At 41.8% G+C, this 17,826-nt stretch carries 18 protein-coding genes; 3 read left to right on the top strand and 15 right to left on the bottom strand.

From position 1 onward, the window contains the following. Positions 1-363: 363 nt before the first annotated feature. The 5 genes from NBX03_RS02845 to NBX03_RS02825 all read right to left on the bottom strand — a co-directional run bounded on the left by NBX03_RS02845 (position 364) and on the right by NBX03_RS02825 (position 4,434). Positions 364-1,128 (bottom strand): ABC transporter ATP-binding protein, encoded by a 765-nt coding sequence (locus tag NBX03_RS02845; RefSeq protein WP_250229269.1) that lies wholly within the window; start codon positions 1,126-1,128, stop codon positions 364-366. Beyond that, positions 1,122-1,934 (bottom strand): ABC transporter ATP-binding protein, encoded by an 813-nt coding sequence (locus NBX03_RS02840; RefSeq protein ID WP_250229268.1) that lies wholly within the window; start codon positions 1,932-1,934, stop codon positions 1,122-1,124. The genes NBX03_RS02845 and NBX03_RS02840 overlap by 7 nt, the downstream gene beginning before the upstream one ends. Then, positions 1,931-2,755, bottom strand: coding sequence for an ABC transporter permease (locus tag NBX03_RS02835; RefSeq protein ID WP_250229267.1), 825 nt, complete (start codon positions 2,753-2,755; stop codon positions 1,931-1,933). Before NBX03_RS02835 ends, NBX03_RS02840 begins: the two co-directional genes overlap by 4 nt. After that, positions 2,748-3,686, bottom strand: a complete 939-nt coding sequence (locus NBX03_RS02830) for an ABC transporter permease (RefSeq protein ID WP_250229266.1) — start codon at positions 3,684-3,686, stop codon at positions 2,748-2,750. Before NBX03_RS02830 ends, NBX03_RS02835 begins: the two co-directional genes overlap by 8 nt. 322 nt (positions 3,687-4,008) lie before the next feature. Beyond that, complete coding sequence (locus NBX03_RS02825) at positions 4,009-4,434, bottom strand: Fur family transcriptional regulator (RefSeq protein ID WP_250229265.1); 426 nt, start codon at positions 4,432-4,434, stop codon at positions 4,009-4,011. 1,260 nt (positions 4,435-5,694) lie between these two features. On the opposite strand from NBX03_RS02825, the gene NBX03_RS02820 reads away from it, so the two are divergent. Continuing rightward, a complete protein-coding gene (locus NBX03_RS02820) occupies positions 5,695-6,390 on the top strand; it encodes a response regulator transcription factor (RefSeq protein ID WP_250229264.1) in 696 nt (231 codons plus the stop codon). Next, positions 6,383-7,699 (top strand): sensor histidine kinase, encoded by a 1,317-nt coding sequence (locus tag NBX03_RS02815; protein ID WP_250229263.1) that lies wholly within the window; start codon positions 6,383-6,385, stop codon positions 7,697-7,699. Before NBX03_RS02820 ends, NBX03_RS02815 begins: the two co-directional genes overlap by 8 nt. Positions 7,700-7,849: 150 nt before the next feature. On the opposite strand, the gene NBX03_RS02810 is transcribed toward NBX03_RS02815, so the two are convergent. From NBX03_RS02810 to rpsF, 9 genes are all read right to left on the bottom strand, one after another. Beyond that, entirely contained in the window at positions 7,850-8,446 is a 597-nt protein-coding gene (locus NBX03_RS02810) for an ABC transporter ATP-binding protein (protein ID WP_250229262.1), read from the bottom strand. Further along, a complete protein-coding gene (locus NBX03_RS02805; RefSeq protein ID WP_250229261.1) occupies positions 8,437-9,267 on the bottom strand; it encodes an ATP-binding cassette domain-containing protein in 831 nt (276 codons plus the stop codon). The genes NBX03_RS02810 and NBX03_RS02805 overlap by 10 nt, the downstream gene beginning before the upstream one ends. Positions 9,268-9,281: 14 nt before the next feature. Further along, positions 9,282-9,860, bottom strand: a complete 579-nt coding sequence (locus NBX03_RS02800; protein WP_330638446.1) for an ABC transporter permease — start codon at positions 9,858-9,860, stop codon at positions 9,282-9,284. Continuing rightward, positions 9,808-10,119: a hypothetical protein gene (locus NBX03_RS16000; RefSeq protein ID WP_330638445.1), complete on the bottom strand. Its 312-nt coding sequence runs from the start codon at positions 10,117-10,119 to the stop codon at positions 9,808-9,810. The genes NBX03_RS02800 and NBX03_RS16000 overlap by 53 nt, the downstream gene beginning before the upstream one ends. 1 nt (position 10,120) lies before the next feature. After that, entirely contained in the window at positions 10,121-11,089 is a 969-nt protein-coding gene (locus NBX03_RS02795; protein WP_250229260.1) for an ABC transporter permease, read from the bottom strand. 95 nt (positions 11,090-11,184) lie between these two features. Further along, a complete protein-coding gene (locus NBX03_RS02790) occupies positions 11,185-12,861 on the bottom strand; it encodes an ABC transporter substrate-binding protein (RefSeq protein WP_250229259.1) in 1,677 nt (558 codons plus the stop codon). 715 nt (positions 12,862-13,576) lie between these two features. Further along, positions 13,577-13,807 (bottom strand): 30S ribosomal protein S18, encoded by a 231-nt coding sequence (gene rpsR / locus NBX03_RS02785; RefSeq protein ID WP_330638444.1) that lies wholly within the window; start codon positions 13,805-13,807, stop codon positions 13,577-13,579. 40 nt (positions 13,808-13,847) lie between these two features. Beyond that, on the bottom strand, positions 13,848-14,294 hold the full coding sequence (locus NBX03_RS02780; protein WP_250229258.1) for a single-stranded DNA-binding protein: 447 nt from the start codon (positions 14,292-14,294) through the stop codon (positions 13,848-13,850). A 17-nt stretch (positions 14,295-14,311) separates the two neighbouring features. After that, entirely contained in the window at positions 14,312-14,599 is a 288-nt protein-coding gene (gene rpsF, locus NBX03_RS02775; RefSeq protein WP_250229257.1) for a 30S ribosomal protein S6, read from the bottom strand. A 752-nt stretch (positions 14,600-15,351) separates the two neighbouring features. Here rpsF and NBX03_RS02770 point away from each other — a divergent pair. Continuing rightward, the gene (locus NBX03_RS02770) at positions 15,352-16,734 is read left to right on the top strand and encodes an MATE family efflux transporter (RefSeq protein ID WP_250229256.1); all 1,383 of its coding nucleotides are present in this window, start codon (positions 15,352-15,354) and stop codon (positions 16,732-16,734) included. Between the two features lie 17 nt (positions 16,735-16,751). Here NBX03_RS02770 and NBX03_RS02765 read toward each other — a convergent pair whose 3' ends face one another. Next, the gene (locus tag NBX03_RS02765; protein WP_250229255.1) at positions 16,752-17,771 is read right to left on the bottom strand and encodes an NADH:flavin oxidoreductase; all 1,020 of its coding nucleotides are present in this window, start codon (positions 17,769-17,771) and stop codon (positions 16,752-16,754) included. Positions 17,772-17,826 lie beyond the last annotated feature (55 nt).

Below are 17,826 nucleotides of genomic sequence, written 5' to 3'. Positions count from 1 at the left end.
ATTTCAATCCTCCTAATTAAATTTATGATATATATTAAATGCGCTTAAAAGAGCACGCTTTTTACTATAAACGAATCATACTTTTACAGTGGTATATTGATTACACTCAAAGCAGGAACTGCAAAGCTATTCTGCACAATCCAAAATATAAGTTTTCTCTGAAAAAAGAATTCTTTTAAACTATAGTAAATTTCAAGAAAAGCAGGAGAAAAAACGTATAGTTACAATGGCTCAAAAATACAGTGTTTGCGCAGGAAATCCGTATTTTTAAATCCATTAGCAATAAAAGTGCATCACTTCTTTGAATTTAGTTTGGTATATTTTAAATACACAGCTTTTAAAAATTTTATTTTTTTCTTAACTCTAAGCATCCGGTGTCATTGCCTGGAGTAAAAGCCGGGAATAAGGATGAACAAAACAGCCTGGGTCTCCACGATAATACACCTGCTCAACAATGTTTCCGTCTTTCATGACCAGAATGCGATTGGCAAGATACAGCGCAACATCCATATCATGAGTAATAAACAGATAGGCAAGATTTTGTGTGCAATGCAAACGCTTCAAAAGGTCAAGAATGCTCTTTCGCACCAATACATCAAGTCCGCTGACAGCTTCATCAAAGATAATAATTTCAGGCTCAGCTGCCAATGCACGGGCAATGCACACACGCTTCTGCTGCCCGCCGGATAATTCGGAAGGTTTTCTTCCCAAACACTCTGCAGGCAGCTCCATCTCTTCTATCAGCTTTTCAATTTTTTGTCGTTCTTCTGTTTTAGAACACTTTTTTAGATTTCTAATGGGCTCCGCAATAATTTCATAGATAGTAAAGCGGGGGTCAAGGGAGCTTTTCCCATCCTGCAGAACAAGCTGAATTCGTGAGCATAATGCCTTATTTCTGCGCCACTCGTTAGCAGAAATGCTCTTTCCATCCAACAGAATGTCTCCTGAGGTAGGCGGAATCAACCCTGTCAGCAACCTGGAAAACGTACTTTTTCCTGAGCCGCTTTCTCCCACCAGTGCACAAAGCTCCCCTTTTCGCAGCATAAAGTCAACGCTATTTACCGCCACCAGCTCCTTCTTATTTTTTTGAGCAGGAAAACTCTTGCAAACCCCTCTGGCCTCTAGCATAGCACCCCCTCCTTATCTCTAAAATTCGCTTTTGACAGGCGGGAAGCATCTAAAAGCGCTTTCGTATAGGAATGGACCGGTCTTTTAAGGATATCTGCTGTTGTTCCCTTTTCAACGATTTCGCTGTCCTTCATAATAAGAAGATTTCCGCCAAATTGCGTTGCCACAGAAAAATCATGTGTAACTAGCAAAACAGCCGTTCCCGCTTCCCGAAGTGTAAGAAAGGATTCTACCGTCGCATTGCGGTTCACCACATCCAGAGCAGTAGTAGGTTCATCTGCCACAATAAGGCGTGCATCCACCATCAGCGCCATGGCAATCATGGCACGCTGAAGCATACCGCCGGAAAGCGTATGAGGATAGCTGCGATAAACACGGTCTGCCTCAACAATTCCTGCCCTTTCAAGAGACTCCTTAACTTTGTTTTCCAGCAGAGACTTGGAAAGATTCGAGTGAAGAGCGAGGGTTTCTTCCATCTGCCTGCCTATTCTCATAGAAGGGTCAAAAGCAGTCATAGGATTTTGCGGTATCATAGCGATTGGACCTCCGTAAACTCTCTGTTTTTCTTTTCTGCTTAGAGACAGAAGATTTTGATTTTCAAAGATGATGCTTCCTGTAACCTGAAAACGCTTTATATCCAATAGCCCCATAATGGAATGGCAGGTCATGGTCTTTCCGCTGCCGGATTGCCCCAGTATGGTCAAAGATTCTCCAGCGGTGATAGAAAAGCCTATATCATTTACCAGCATCTGCTTTGTTTTTTTTAGTTTCACACATAGGTTTTCCACTTTAATAAGTTCTTTCATAGGCTCTCCTCCTCCGGCAGCAACACATCACGCAAAGCCTCACCAAAAAGATTGAAGCCTGCTGCCGCTATCAAGATAAAAAGGCCGGGATAAATAAGGAATTCCGGATGCCCGTACAGATTTGAACGGGCATCATTGAGCATCGCACCCCACTCAGCTACACCGGCAGGCAGCCCCAATCCAAGGAATGCAAAGCTGGATACCATCAGAATCGACGATGCCACTCCCGTACTGAGATAAACAAAAAACTGAGGCAGAATATTTGGAATCAAGTGCTTTACAATTAACTTCAGCGTATTGCAGCCGCTGATACGGGCGGCCAGGATATAGTCCTTACCCATCTCTACCAGTGCATAGGAGCGCACCATTCTTGTAAACCATGCCCACATAGAAGCAATGACGGCAATGGCGATATTTTGTAACCCGTTACCCAGAACGCCAATAACGGCTATAGCAATAATCAGCGAGGGAAAGGATATGAAAATATCGCAAATGATAGTGAGTACCCTGTCTGTCTTCTCTCCTGCACAAGCGCTTATAGTTCCCAATGCAAGGCCAATTACCCCAAGCATCCATAAAATCGGCAGGCTGATTGCAAGAGAATATCTCGCACCGTATAATAGTCTTGACAGCTCACACCGCCCTAATTGATCAGCTCCCAAAGGGTATTCCTTACAGGGCTCGATGAATTTTTTTGTCATATCCACAAACTCCAGGTCGTGTGGCGCCAGCATAGGGGCCAGCAGTGCAGCAAGCATCATGGCAATAATAAGCGTCATCCCAATGAGGGCCTGCGGGTTTTTCAATAATTTCTTAATCATTGCTTTCCCTCACTATCCATGGACATAATATCCTATTCATTAGATCGCCTGCCAGATTGGCGGAAACAAATATAGCGGCGATAATTACGATGCAAGTCGCTACGCTGGCTGCGTCCGATGCCATTACGCAGCCCATCAGATAGGTTCCGATGCCCTTCATGGAAAAAACGCTTTCTATAACGGCGCCGCCTGCAATAAGGTATCCGAGATACTGGCAGAAAAGCGTTATGATAGGAGGCAGCGCATTCCGCATAACATGACGGGTCAGTATTCGTCTGGCGGATAATCCCCGGGCTTTTGCATACTGAACATAGTCGCTTGACAGTTCTGAAAGCAGTGTTGAACGGAAGAGCCGTATCATGCCGCAGGCAACGGGAAACGCCAGCGCAAAAGACGGCAGGATATACCCTTTGATTCCCGGTTCCGGTAAGACTTTAAATATTGACAGCTTGACAGCAAAAGCAAGCAACAGCAAAAAACCCAGCCAAAAAGTTGGGATGCATATCCCGATAACAGTAATGCCCCGGGTTATCTGATCCAGCGCACCGTTACGAAATCGAGCGCATAGCAGACTTACGGGGATACTAAAAAGCACAATCCACAATAAGGCCATCCCCACCAGAGAAAGCGTCACGGGAAAGAACTCCGCCAAATCCTGTGATATTTCTCTGGAGGAAAATATAGATATGCCCATATCCCCGGTAAAGAAACCCTTAATCCAGTTAAAATACCGCACCGAAAGAGGCTTATCAAGCCCCATATCAGCCCGCACCGATTCTATCATCTCTGCGGAAGCATTTATGCTAATTCGGCGTGCCATAATCTCGGCTGGATCCTTTCCCGAAAAGGCCAGGAGAAGAAAACTCAAAATACTAACACCAACTAAAACAATAAAAAAGCCTAATACCCTTCTTTTTATATACTGTTTCAAGTATACCTCCCGTCTTAATAGTTATCCTTAGCTAACTACCCATCTTAAAAAAATAGCTCACTTAGGAGTCTATTATATTTATAATGTAAATGCAGTTTATAAAACTTGGTTAGCAGCTTCAAACCAACCATTATAATTTTAATATGCTGCCCATAATTTGTCAATATTAGCCAATTGTAATCGGCATAAAACAACACATGTATCTATTGTCTTAAAAAGAAAACGGGCACATCGTTTATCAGCCTGCATCTTTCTTTTCAGCAATGCGGCGCTATCCATTACCATACTTGTGCCTATTATAGCTGGTTTTTTCTTTCTAAGTTTACTCCTTTTGCTGAGGAACCCTGCACTGGGCACATTTACTGTAAAGCAAAGTGTTTTCCAATTTAATATAAAAGCTGTGCCGATTCCAAACATGCTCAGCCATTTGTTCCACAACATTGCATTTCAGCGGAAACATCTTTCCGCAATTTGTGCATTTCATATGGGACAGTTCCCGGGAATCTCCGTCAGCTTCTCTTGAATAATAAAAGGCTGTATCTGATTCTGCAGTACGGTATTTATGTAGCAGACCTGCCTCGGTCATTTTATCCAGCTGGCGATATATGGTAGGCATGCTAATGGTACTGCCGTGTATAATAAAATACCGATACATATCATTCGCAGTAAAATGAATGCCTTTTTGTGATGAAATAAATTCCCAGATGCGCTTTCTGTTTTTTGTTTGGTAAGTTTCGCTCTGTTTCATAACAGTCTCCTCTTACAAAAACGGTTTAAAAATGTAATTGATTATCAATTTCATATTATAGGCTGTGTCCCATATTTTGTCAAGCGTACTAAAAAACAAATTATAAGAACCTGATTCAAAGTTCCATCAAGCAAAGAATCTGCAAAAATCTATTCTTCATAATTCAAAAATGCTCCTTTTCTTCTGTAAGGCTATATTATCATCTTACTTAATAACCTCATAGCCTTCGATAACAGGTAAAACATATACAACTTCTCGGATATCCTGCTATTGTCCGTACCATAACCTTGGAATGGATTATTTGTTCCGCTGCCTTGTTTTTGCAGCAGCAGTGCATTATAATATAATAATTTAGGATAGGCGGAAAACAATTAAACTGGCCTTTTGAGGTTGTTTTAAAATTATAAAATATTATGAAATCCCCCCTCTAATTAAAAGATTGAGATAAAATAAAATGGAATTTTTACCTCTTAGAGACGGCAAAAACAAGAAAAATTGGAGCAATACTTATTATAGGCCTATCATTTTTCTGACAGAATATAAAAACAATATCCTTTCATAAGGATGCTTTATTCCATGCCTTTTACTTAAAAGATACCTTATTTTCAAACGGCAGCACGTAAAAGCAGTAATGTGGGTTTACAGCAAGAAACGGTTTAGCTGTGCAGGCTATGGGAATACATCTGATGAGCTTATAATCTGCAAGAACCAAACTGTCTCTTTCTCCATTCTGCTAGTCGTTTGGCATTGTTCCGAAGAGCCCTTTTCGCCGGATAACTGAAAAACCCCTTCCCTTCCGGCTCATATAAGCTGATACTATGGGAATAAGATATCCAATTGGTTTGGGAAGGAAATCCACTATACCACTGAGAAAAGCCTTTCTTGAAAAAGATGACCGCCTTTTTTGAGGTAAAGACGTGCAATTTGAGTGCGCTTAAAAATAAAATTTGAGTTCCTATGCTATTTCAAGAATCAGCGCCAACAAAAACCTTTCCGGAATGAATTGATTATACTTTAAGAGCGTAGACAGGCTATATTAGGTAGCCTATAAAACCGTTTAAATGACATAGCATACAAATATGGCTTGCCGGCAGGTATGATATAGCCGATACTGTAAATCCGCCACGCAATTAACAATTACCAATTCTCATGCCTATGGCATATAACACTTGCCATAAGTATAAAAACTCACAGTGGTTTTTAATAATTTTCTGTTACTGTTATTTAAATATTACGATAATTGATGAAAGGGGACGGAACATGACTAAAAGCGCAACTATTCTCATTGTGGATGATGATCCTGAGATACGGGAAATCGTTCATATTCTGCTGCATCGGGAAGGTTTTACTGTACTGGAAGCATCCGATGCTGCTACCGCATTGCTTATGCTCAAATCTCCTGTGGATTTAATTATATTAGATATTATGATGCCGGGCTGCTCTGGATTAGAGCTGTGTTCCCAGATAAGACAAACAAGGACACTTCCTATTTTATTTCTGTCTGCAAAAGCACAAGACACAGATAAAGCTGAGGGGTTTTTACGCGGCGGAGATGATTACTTGGTAAAGCCCTTTTCATCAATTGAATTGGTATCAAGGATAAGAGCCCTTCTGCGCAGATGCCTTATTTACCAAAATCCGGAAACTGCTGTTAAAAATGAAATCAGGACAGGGGAACTCTATGTAAATCTGGATACAGGCACGGTACTCCTTGCAGGACAAAAAATTGTCCTCACAAGCATTGAATATCAGGTGCTGCGCCTGCTTTTACAAAACCGCAAAAAAATATTTTCTGCTCGTGATATTTATGAGCGTGTATGGCAGGAACCTTTTCTCCCTCTTTCCAATAACACAGTAATGGTACATATTAAGAATTTAAGAAAAAAACTGGAGAAGGATATAGGCTATCCCCAATATATCCGCACTGCTTGGGGCAGGGGGTATTATATTGAATAGCGCTCATAAACAAAAGCTTTCTTATAAATTAATTATGTCTTCTATTGCCGCTTTTTTTGTTTCGACTTTGCTCTTCCTTATTTTGCAAACTGTTACTTATAAAATAATACATATATATTGTAAACAGCCGGAAGTCGTCTCTAAACATCTTCAGCATAAAGCAAACGCCCTTCAGCAATACATTAAAGATAATTCCGTGTCTTTATCCGAGCTCTCTACGCTGGATGCCTGGATGAAAAAGGAGGATTTGACAGAGGTTACCGTTTATCATGACAATATTTTATTGTATAGCTCCCACACGGCATTTCCAAATCTTTCTCTAAAGAGCAGCTCACAAGATAAAGAATCTTTTTGGCAAAGCGGCTATAAGTTGATTTTTACAGATGGTGAAGCAGTCGCCTTTATCAATGATTTATTTGAGCATCGCTACACTGACTATGCAACCTATATGAATCTGCTGGCGTTTTTTCTGTGTTTTATTACCATTATGATTGTGTTTATCCGCAAAAAGGTATCCTACATCAATACACTGGAGCAGGAAATCAAGGTTTTGGAAGGCGGTGACCTCCATTACCCAATTACCATAAAAGGCAACGATGAGCTTGCTTGCCTTGCATGGGAAATCGATGAAATGCGTAAAGCGTTTATTGCACGGGAGCAGTTTGCCGATAAAATCAGCTCCGCCAGCAACGAATTAATGACAGGCATTTCTCATGATTTGCGTACTCCTCTTACTACCTTGATTGGATATTTGGAGGTCATGGAAGGCGAGAATATTCCTGCCGGGCAAAGCCCTTTCCTTCAAAAATGTAAATACCGTGCCTTTCAAATCAAGGATTTAATCGACGACCTGTTTGAATATTTTTTTGTAACTACAAGCAGAGATGAACAGCTTCAGCTCAGGAGTTATCCAGTGAAAGAAGCATTGGATGAAATTATTAAGGAATATATTTTCTTGATGGAGCAGAGCGGCTTTGCAGTTAGGAATAATATTAAGTTGCCTGATGCTATTATGCCTGCCGAACAAAGCATCATACAGCGAATATTTGATAATCTGCTTTCCAACATCCGCCGGTATGCAGATCCTGCCCATCTCATTCAGCTGGAGACTGTTACCAAACCTCAAACACTGATTCTCACCATTGAAAACCATGCCCTGAATTCTCATGAAGTTTCACAGAATACAGGTCTTGGATCGAAAGCCTGCGAAAAAATGATGCTGCTTCATAAGGGGAAGTTTCTTTACGGGCAGCAAGACAATATCTATACCGTTCAACTGCATTTTCCCATTATCCTCGAAAAAAAATGAAACAGCAGTGCTATCAATTTGCCTTTCTCTTATTATGCATTCTAAAGCCATATGCTTCTAGTAAAATAGAAGCATATGGCTTATATATGAAAAGGAGCGCATTCTTTCTGTAATTAAGAAAACTGCGCTCTTTTTATTTGTCTGTTAATTTTACCCCACTTGATATACGCTGTCACAAATACGGTGAAGCAAACTCTTTTCATGGCTGACTACAATCAGGCCAAGATTTCGCTTCTGGCATATTTTTAGTAAACTATGCCATATTTTTGCCTGTGTGATAGCATCTAGCATGGTTGTCATCTCATCGGCTATGAGATACTTCGTTTCAGGATTCAGAGCCCGGGCAATACAAAACCGCTGCAGTTCTCCGCCGGAAAGCTCAATGGGCCAGCGATTCATCCACTCATCCCTAATTTCAAAAGCATCCAGAATGTCCTGAGAAGGGGTGTAAGATTCCGTCAGCACTTCACCCATACGCCATTTAGGATCAATGGCCTTTTCCGGATGCTGATAAATAAGCTGTACCGGACGGAACCTGCGCAGTTCCAAAGCATTCCCATCCAGTGTGACACAGCCTTCCTGAGGGGACATATATCCTGCCAAGATTCTGACCAGTGTCGTTTTTCCGCATCCACTATACCCGGACAGCCCAAGCACTTCTCCGGAGGCAACCGAAATATTGATATCCTTGAAAATCCAACGGTCTTTCTGATAATAAAAGCCTAAGCGTTCACCGGTTAAAGACATGATACGCTTCCCCCTTCCTTCTGAAATTCCAAATCAAAGTCATTTTGCGGCAGAGCCCGCCACAGCCGGCGGGTATAGTCGGTTTTAAGGCGTTCTCCCCTTCCTTTAAAGGCCGAAGCTTCGGAAACCTCTACGGTGCGTCCGTCTCGGATAACGGCAACTCGGTCCGCAATCTCCAGAGCCGACATGATATCATGGGTAATCAGCATAACACCTGCACCGTTTTTGGCAAATTCTTTAAGCTGCTTCAAAATTTCCGACAGCGCCTGAGGATGAATACCGGGTGTGGGCTCGTCAGCTATAACCAATCGCACACCTTCTCGTACACTGGTGGCGAACAGCGCCCGGCGCAGCATTCCTCCGGAAAGCTCGTAAGGAAACAGCTTACCGTCGCTTTCCTGCAATCCATATTGGTGAAACAGCTCCTGCTGCTTTTTCTTTGCCTTGCTTTTCTCCAAACCAATCTGTACCTGTTTACCCACAGGCATAAGGGGATCCAAATAATTGACCGATTGGGGGATAAAGGAAATTTCCCTTCCCCGAAGGTTCTCCTTACGTTCCTCTGTCAGCTCCTCCCCGCAGTATGTAATGTGCCCCTCACAAATGGCGTTTCCAGGCAGTATTCCCAGCACTGCATGGGCTAAGAGGCTTTTACCGGAACCGCTGGCGCCAACTACCGCCACAATTTCACCTTCATGAATATCTACATGCAAATCTGCAATTGGCTGAATGATACGTTTCTGGGCTCCCTTAAAATATTGTGAAAACCCAATCGCCAGCTTTTCCACCTGCAAAAGCGGTGTTTTTCCTGTTGGATTCATTCCTGCCACCCCCTTTACTCGTTAGAGCTTGCAGGCTCCATCAAAATACGGAGCTGCTCACCGATATTGTCAAAACTTTTAATTACAACTACCAGCAGTAAGCCGGGGAAAAGCACCAGCCACCACTTTCCTGTAGAAATATGGCTCATTGCTTCCGAAAGGATAATGCCGATGGCAGGGGTCTGGGGAGACAGTCCAAACCCTAAAAAGGTCAGTGCCGCTTCATGCAAAATGACGTGAGGAAACATCAGCAGAAATCCAATCATAATTTGCGGAAACACAGACGGCAGAATGTGCCTGCGGGCGATAAACCATGGTGACTTTCCATAACTTTTTGATATATGAATGTATTCGGAATTTTTAATTTGCAGCACCTCTGCCCGTACTACACGAGCCAGGGATATCCAGTGGGTAAAGGAAACCCCAAGTACAATGCCGCGGATACCGCCGCCCATAATAAAGGAAATCAGAATCATAAACACAAGGTGGGGCATTCCGATAAACAAATCAATTACCCATGAAATTGCGTTATCTGCCTTTTTACCGAAAGTAGCGGCACCGATACCCATTATAGTTGCAACAATCACACTCATTACAGATGCAAAGGCCCCCGACAGCGAGAGATAAACGCAGCCCCTTAAGGGTTCTTGTCAGCATATCCCGCCCCAGCCAGTCCGTGCCAAATAAATGCTGGGCGCTTGGCGGCAGGTTCTTGCCTGCTGCGCTCAGCCGCAGGTTTGCATCACTGAGCAGGAAGCTGAGAATGAGAATGGTCATTAAAAGCACCAAAGAAAATGCAAGCATTCTGAACATTTTCTTTTTTACATTATGTTCCGCTTTTTTCTTAGACATTTTACTCAGCCCCCTTTATACGCGGGTCTACAACCGTATTCAAAATATCCGCAATGAAATTTCCTGTAAAAACAAACAGAGAACTAACTAAAATAATCCCCATCAGCAACGGGAGATCTCCTTTTAAGCCGGCAGTGGTCAAGGTGCTTCCAAGCCCCGGGTAGGCAAATACTTGCTCCGCAAGCACAGAACCGCCGAACAGCTCCCCGAAATAGGCAAATTGCAAAGAAATAGCGGGGATAATAGAATTGCGAAAGCCGTGGTTTCTGAAAACTTCCCACTTGCTTTCTCCTCTCGCCTTGGCAAACAGCACATACTCAGTGTTGAGGATATCAATCATCTTTTCCCGGGTATGCATGGCAATATTGGCGACTCCCAAGATGCTGAGGGTCAGCGCAGGCAGTACAAAATGCCGTACACGATCGATAAACTGCACTTCACTGTCTAGGACTCCGGCCGGAGCAGCAAGCCCTACAGGAAACCACTTAAGTCCCACCGCGAAAATAATTAGGAGAATCAGCCCTAGCCAAAATACCGGAGTGGAAACCAAAGTATAGCTGTACCATTTGATAGCCTTATCAAGGGCCTTGCCGCGATTCATTGCTGAAACAACACCTAAAATATACCCTAAAACCCCCGATAAAACCCATGCGGTTCCCATTAACGCAAAAGAGGTCATTGCACGCCCCTTTATAATATCAATTACGGGGCTGCGGTACAGCTTGGATATTCCGAAGTTTCCCTGAAGCAAGGACCCTGCCCATGAAAAATATTGTTCCACCGGGCTTTTGTCCACTCCCCAATATTCCTTGATTTTTTCAATCTGTTCGGGGGATGCGGAACTATCGCCGCCGACATAAGCGTTTACCGGGTCCATGGGAGATATGTGAATCAGCGTAAAAGTTAGAATCGACAATCCAATAATCAAAGTAACCATACGCAGCAGCCGAATCAGAATTATTTTTGCCATGATACTTCCTCCTTCTGACACTGGAAAGGAAGCTTGTTGGAAGCGGCGGCCTCCGGCAAACTTCCCTTTCCCAATGCCTTTGTAAATCTAATGAATTAATCTGCCCATGTCCACTCTGTAATGTTTCCAAACAGCGCCCATTCATGGCCATGAGAGTGGATTGGCTGTTTGCCTACATTAAGCTTCTCGTCTGCCAGATACAGATGGTCTACACGGGCCAGCCAGATAATAGGGATATCGCCCGGCGTTCCGAAGCCTGTTGTGCCATCCCATTGTGCCAGTTTCCAGTATTCATTGGCTTCTTCCTGAGTAGCCGAATGCATTGCTTTATCCAGATATTCATCAACTACAGGATTGGTGTAATGGGTCATATTGTTATAGCCCTGATTAAGCACCTTGGAGGAATACATGGTATACAGCTGATGGGCATGGTGACGTCCGCCGCCCCACATAACTGCATTTTCCTTGCCCTTGATATAAATTTCATCCCAAGTCATTCCAATGGCATTGATTTTGATGCCAAACTCCATTGCCATATCTGCTACGGCAAGAGACATATCGCTTCGCAGCTGGTCACTGGAACTAAAGAGCAAATCAAACTCTGCTTTCAGGCCATCCTTTTCAACAATGCCGTCGTTGTTGGTGTCCACCCATCCGCCGTCGGCAAGGACTTTCTTCGCTTCTTCAATATTTCCATCCTGAATGACAGTCTCCTCATTAAACCAAGGTAAGTAGTCGCAGAGCGAGAACGCCTTTTGTCCGTAACCGTCCAGCGCAATCTCAATAATCGAGTCACGGCTTAATCCCACACTCATAGCTTTGCGGATAGCCAAATCAGAGGTTATATCGTTACCCACATTCACATCATTTTCATTAATCTTGCCTTTTCCGCCGCTCTTTTGAGTGGGCATAGAAATGCCCCGAGAATCAATGCTTTCAAATCTGATAAGGGTCATGCCGTCAACCTTTTGGTCTGCAAATGTAGGCGGAACATAAACAATATCGGCTTCTCCCGCTTTGGCGGCAGCAAGCGCAGCATCTTCCGCCAAAAGAAGAAGTGTCAGCTTCTTGAATTGCGGTTGCGTGCCATACCAATACTCATTGTATTCCATGATAATCTGCTGCCCATCATTATACTGCACCACCTTATAGGGGCCGGAACCGATAGGGTTACTGGAATAATTATCGTCATAGATATCCTTGGGAACAATGCCGATCTCGGTAAGCTGGCTGACAAAGGTAGAGCGCGGTTCGTTTAGTGTAATAACAATGGTATGGGCATCCTTTGCTTCTATGGATTTCATAAAAGATAAATCGAATTTCACGCCATCGGCTTGCAGCATCTCGTATGTAAACTTGACATCTTCCGCCGTAACCGGATTTCCGTTAGAGAATTTGATATCCTCCCGAAGAGGAAAAGTCCATGTGAGTGCGTCAGTGCTAACCTCATAGGACTTAGCCAGATCGGGAACAAAATTCATATCGGAATCAATTCGCAGAAGAGAGCTGTGGGTCAGGCGGATCTGTGCGTGAGTACCCCAGCCCTTCTTAGGGTCAAACATACCGGTATCGGTTTTTCCCACAGCAAGAATCAGTTCCTGCTTCTTTGCAATAGGTTCTGCCGATACTTTTGATTCTTCAGAAGGCTGAGATGAGGCTGCAGGCTGAGCTGGAGAAGCACTGCAGCCTGATACTATAACCGCAAGGGATAAAATCATAGCCATAAAGGCCGGTATAACCCGTTTCTTTAACAGGCTTTTAGGTTTGTCCATTTTTTAACCTCCGTATAATAAAGTTGTTTTGCCTTATTGACTTATACTTATTTAAAGCTTAAATCAAGCTTTTTGTTTTAAACTTGAATAAGCCTTTTTCAAAGTTATAGTAAACTAACCTCATTTTTTGAGGTTTATTTATTATGTAACACTCTGATATAAAAAGTAAATCAGTTAGGCAAACCTAACTATAATAAATAGAATTCATAAATTCAACCGGTTCATTCCTTTCTTCAGGATTCATCAGAATTGAAATACATAACATAATAATTAAAAAGTCATTCAATTCCAGATACAAAGTTAATTATGAAATATTATGAAATTACCGGCGAGTCCATTGTTTTGCATAACTGTATCCCTGAGCATCCTTAACGCCGCATATTCGTTTTATATAAATCGAAATGCTCAGAAGATTATTTTAACTTAAAACTATTAATTCCAATGACGGTATTTTAACTGTGCTTCACACAGACGAGTGCCGCAGGCACTTCGGAACAGCTAGGGCATGGCGTTTTAAACCTAAGCCCCTATAAAAACTTCTGTCACAGATGCTTTTCCCCATTACGCCAATTCCCTTTTTGACACCAATGTTAACATGTTTTTTCTTAAATATATTAAGAAGACTCAAGAAAATAAAGATGCAAAAAAGGGTTAAATCCTATGGATTTAACCCTTTTCAATATCATCAAGATAAGATTAAACTTCGTGTAAAAAATTAGTCCTGAGTATAAGGTAAAATAGCAATATGTCTTGCACGTTTGATAGCTATAGTTAATGCTCTCTGGTGCTTTGCACAATTGCCTGTTATTCTTCTTGGAAGAATTTTGCCTCTTTCAGAAACAAATCTTCTAAGCTTCGCAGTGTCTTTGTATTCGATATTATCTATTTTATCAACGCAAAATGCGCATACACGTTTTTTTCTGCGGCCACGCTTTTTCTGAATCATTTTTGCTTCCTCCTAACTTAAGAATTAATAGACGATGATATTAAAATGGCAGATCATCATCGTCAATGCTTTCAGAGATGGCAGAAAAACCTTCCGGTTCGGCACTAGGCTGATATCCGGCCGGCTCTTTGGGAGCAGGCTCATTGTCTTTGCGTGAAGCGAAAGAGGCTTTGCTTTCTGCAAAATCCTGTTCGTCAATAATTACGTCCGTGCTCCAGCGTTTCTGCCCCTGCTGATCTTCCCAGGAGCTTACCTGAATACGGCCGCTTACGCAAACCATCATGCCTTTTTTAAAATACCTTTCCGCAAATTCTCCTGCTTTTCCAAAAGCAACACAGGGGATAAAATCAGCGTCTGCTTCCCCTTCTCTTTTGAAGCGTCTGTTAACTGCAATGGTATACCTTGTAACAGCTACAGGTGGGCTGCTCTGTGAATATCTAACCTCAGGGTCTCTCGTCAGTCTGCCTAGTAATATAACCTTATTCATACTATACGCCCCCTTTGTTACGCATTCGCCTTGATAATTAAATACCTTATAACGTTTTCACGAAGACGGATACGAGACTCAATCTCAACAGGAACTGTAGCCTCTGCATTAACTGTGAAAAATCTATAGAAACCTTCGCCGATTTTATTGATTTCGTAAGCCAGCTTGCGCTTGCCCCAATCATCAACCTTCTCAACAACGCCTCCAAATCTTTCAATAAGCTCTTGAATCTGAGCATATTCGTTATTCAGCGCTTCTTCTTCCAAGCTAGGATTTACAACAACCGTAATCTCATACTTATTCATACTTACACCTCCTTTTGGCCTATGGCCCCTGCATACGCAAGAGCAAGGATTTGAACAATTAAAAATTGTAACATAAAAACAACTTTATTGCAAGTTATTAATAAAAACAATATCTTTCATAAGCTTATAAAAAATAATTCTAAAAAGATCCGCTTTTTTCAGCAAATATAAACATAATTATTTTTTTGTATTTGTTTTATGTGATTTTGATGGTATAATGTGAATAAAAATAAGCGAAGCTTATTTTTATTCATGAATACATTTTCCTCCATAAAATAAATAAACGCTGTATTTTCGGCGGGAAAATGTATGAATGCAGTATTGCTCTTCTGAGAATGCAGAAATGCTTTATTTTCTTCAAGAAACACATAAATACCGTAATACAAGTGCATTTCCCAAAGAGAAATGTATATAAGCTTTTCATGAACAATGGGCTTATATTGCTTTTGCAATAAGGCTCATCTTTTAATGGGTTGATTTCTAAGTATCAATTTATAAAATCACTTGCACTATGATAAATTTACTAAAAAAACCAAGTAAATTTACCATACGTATTAAGGCAAGCTTATTAACTTTAAAACCAAAGCCTATTTTAAAGTTAATAAGTATACCTTATGCAGGCAGATTTTAAGCCGTGGATATATAAATAGGCTTTATAGTAAAGCATTTGTTTTCATGCCCTTAAAAAACCATTGCTTTACTGTAACCATTAATATCCGCTTTGTTTCCATTATATATCTGGGAGGATTAGCTTGTTTAAGAGTAAAGAGCATATTTTTAGGACTATTGAAATAGCATGGCCCTGTATTCTTGAGTACATGCTTGTAAGTATGGTGGTCTATGCAGACAGTTTTATGGTAAGCAGCCTGGGAACAAACGCAACTGCTTCAGTAGGAATAAATTCCAGCGTAACATGGCTTATTAACGCTCTTTCTTCCGGGCTTGCCATAGGCGGTACAGTGCTTGTGGCAAATAATCTTGGGGCAGGCAGAAGAGAAGCTTCCAACGAAGCCGCTGAGCAGACTTTGGGCGTTTCATTTATATTAAGCATCATAATATCAATATTTATGATTTCTGTTGCTCCCTATATCCCTAAATTAATGGGCGCAGAACCGGAAATATTAGCCGATGCAGGGGCCTATTTAAGAATCTATTCCTTATCTATATTTGCCCATTTCTGCGGTCTTATCGTATCTGGAATCCTCAGAGGCGCAGGAGATACGAAAACCCCCATGAAGGTCCAAATAACTGCCAATATTGTACATATTATTTTAAACATTTTCCTTATTTACGGCCCATGGACCCTTAAGCTTTTCGGCGGTATAAACATTGGCGTATGGGGCGCAGGATTAGGCGTAAGAGGCGCCGCCATATCTACAGCCATATCCCAGACGGCAGCAGGACTTGTTCTTTGCTTTCTTGTGTTTGATAAAAGACAGATTGTTCATGTGGAGTTTAAAAATTTGTTCAAATTCAAACCTCATGTTATTAAAAAGATTTTATCCATAGGCGCTCCTGCCGCCGGAGAGCGTGTATCCATAAGCGTAGGACAGCTTCTGTTCCAAAAGATTGTATCCGGCCTTGGAACCGTTGCCATAGCCGCCAATTTCCTTGCTATTATGGCCGAAAGCATCTCTTATATGCCGGCCAACGGCCTTTCCGTATCTTCAACCACTTTGGTAGGTCAGTCCTTAGGAGCCAAAAATAAGGATGACGCTCTTACCTACGCCAAAATAAATATCGGAGCCGCAGCCATATTCGGAACCATCAGCCTGATTATTCTCGTTGTTTTTTCCGAATTTCTCCTTGGAATAATGTCAAAGGACCTTGCGGTAATCAAAGTCGGCGCAAGCTCCTTAAAATTTATGGCTATGGCAGAACCGCTTTTCTGTGTAAACATCGTCCTTGTAGGTATATTAAGGGCCGCAGGCGATACAAAAATCCCCCTTATTTCCTCTGTTGTAGGAATGTGGCTTGTTAGAATCGCTTCTGCTTATTTCTTTGCCTACACTTTGGGTATGGGGCTTCAAGGCGCATGGCTTGGAATGGCCCTCGACCACGTTTCAAGATTTGTTGTACTTATCTTCAGATATTTAAAAAAGCAATGGCTTGAAAGTAATCTCGTAGAAGAATAGCCCAATGAAACTGCGGCTTATAGATTCCAGCTTAAAAGATAAGATTTATCTTTAATAAGCGGCCTTCCGATTCCTACAAAATCGCATGTGCCTGAATCTATAAGCCTTTTTGCTGTTTTACTTGTCCGTATCCCGCCGGCGCAGTCTACTAAAACGCCGTATTTTTCAACAGCCTTCCGAATAGCCTCGGCATAAGGGGAAAAATATGCTGTATCATTATCATCTGCCCCTATACCATATATGCAATGATTGCCTGATACCCCTATCCAATCAACTCCCATTTTCGCCAATTGTTCCGCTATCCATACGCTTTCTTTTAATGTCAGGCCTTTTTCGCCTTCATTTGGCATTTGGTCTGACGCTCCAAGTCTTACAGATACGGGAAAGTCTCCTATGGCATTTTTAACGGCTTCTGTAATTTGAAATAATATTCTTGCTCTGTTTTCTAATGTACCTCCGTATTCATCTGTTCTGATATTAGTCAAAGGGCTTAAAAATTGGCCGATTAAATATCCATGGCAGGCATAAATTTGAACGCCGCCGCTGTATTTTGCAAGCTCAACTGCACGTTTGGCGGCATCTGCAAAGGACTGAATGATTTCATTAATCTGGTCGATTTCTAAGGCTAAAGAATCGGTTTGTATTAAATCCCTTGGGGTTCTTAAACCAGACGGTGAAAATAGTTTAAAATCAGGTTCGTTAAGCAATGCCTTTCCCGATGCGCCTGCTCCTGAAAAATTAAGCTGTGCAGCAATAGGGATGCCCTTTTCTCTAAATAATTTAGTTAGAGGCTCCATTGCCTTTGCCGAATCATCATCATATAGCCTAAACTGGTTAATTTTATTTCTTCCCCAGGGATGAACGGCATGCTGTTCCATTACAAGCATGCCAACCCCTGCGTTTGCGTACGCTTCATATATTTCCATGGTTTTTAAAGTCGGCAATCCTTCATTGTCACCCGAATCGCTAACAATAGGCTCTGATATAATTCTGTTTTGCGTTTCAATGCCCTTTATTCTTATCTTATCATTTAACATTTTATCCCTCCTAAGAATTAATCATAACTATAGTGTAGCGCAATTTTATTAAATT

The organism is Anaeropeptidivorans aminofermentans (genome assembly GCF_940670685.1).
In the GTDB taxonomy this organism is placed as follows: domain Bacteria; phylum Bacillota; class Clostridia; order Lachnospirales; family UBA5962; genus Anaeropeptidivorans; species Anaeropeptidivorans aminofermentans.
This window is presented reverse-complemented; position numbering and strand designations above follow the sequence as displayed.

Excerpts from the sequence above, each read along its gene's own strand:
- NBX03_RS02845 (WP_250229269.1), bottom strand. The coding sequence starts at position 1,128 with ATGCTAGAGGCCAGAGGGGTTTGCAAGAGTTTTCCTGCTCAAAAAAAT.
- rpsF (WP_250229257.1), bottom strand. The coding sequence starts at position 14,599 with ATGAATAAGTATGAGATTACGGTTGTTGTAAATCCTAGCTTGGAAGAA.
- NBX03_RS02765 (WP_250229255.1), bottom strand. The coding sequence starts at position 17,771 with ATGTTAAATGATAAGATAAGAATAAAGGGCATTGAAACGCAAAACAGA.
- NBX03_RS02805 (WP_250229261.1), bottom strand. The coding sequence starts at position 9,267 with ATGAATCCAACAGGAAAAACACCGCTTTTGCAGGTGGAAAAGCTGGCG.
- NBX03_RS02835 (WP_250229267.1), bottom strand. The coding sequence starts at position 2,755 with ATGATTAAGAAATTATTGAAAAACCCGCAGGCCCTCATTGGGATGACG.
- NBX03_RS16000 (WP_330638445.1), bottom strand. The coding sequence starts at position 10,119 with ATGTCTAAGAAAAAAGCGGAACATAATGTAAAAAAGAAAATGTTCAGA.
- NBX03_RS02825 (WP_250229265.1), bottom strand. The coding sequence starts at position 4,434 with ATGAAACAGAGCGAAACTTACCAAACAAAAAACAGAAAGCGCATCTGG.
- NBX03_RS02795 (WP_250229260.1), bottom strand. The coding sequence starts at position 11,089 with ATGGCAAAAATAATTCTGATTCGGCTGCTGCGTATGGTTACTTTGATT.
- NBX03_RS02790 (WP_250229259.1), bottom strand. The coding sequence starts at position 12,861 with ATGGACAAACCTAAAAGCCTGTTAAAGAAACGGGTTATACCGGCCTTT.
- NBX03_RS02810 (WP_250229262.1), bottom strand. The coding sequence starts at position 8,446 with ATGTCTTTAACCGGTGAACGCTTAGGCTTTTATTATCAGAAAGACCGT.
- NBX03_RS02840 (WP_250229268.1), bottom strand. The coding sequence starts at position 1,934 with ATGAAAGAACTTATTAAAGTGGAAAACCTATGTGTGAAACTAAAAAAA.
- NBX03_RS02780 (WP_250229258.1), bottom strand. The coding sequence starts at position 14,294 with ATGAATAAGGTTATATTACTAGGCAGACTGACGAGAGACCCTGAGGTT.
- rpsR (WP_330638444.1), bottom strand. The coding sequence starts at position 13,807 with ATGATTCAGAAAAAGCGTGGCCGCAGAAAAAAACGTGTATGCGCATTT.
- NBX03_RS02800 (WP_330638446.1), bottom strand. The coding sequence starts at position 9,860 with ATGAGTGTGATTGTTGCAACTATAATGGGTATCGGTGCCGCTACTTTC.
- NBX03_RS02820 (WP_250229264.1), top strand. The coding sequence starts at position 5,695 with ATGACTAAAAGCGCAACTATTCTCATTGTGGATGATGATCCTGAGATA.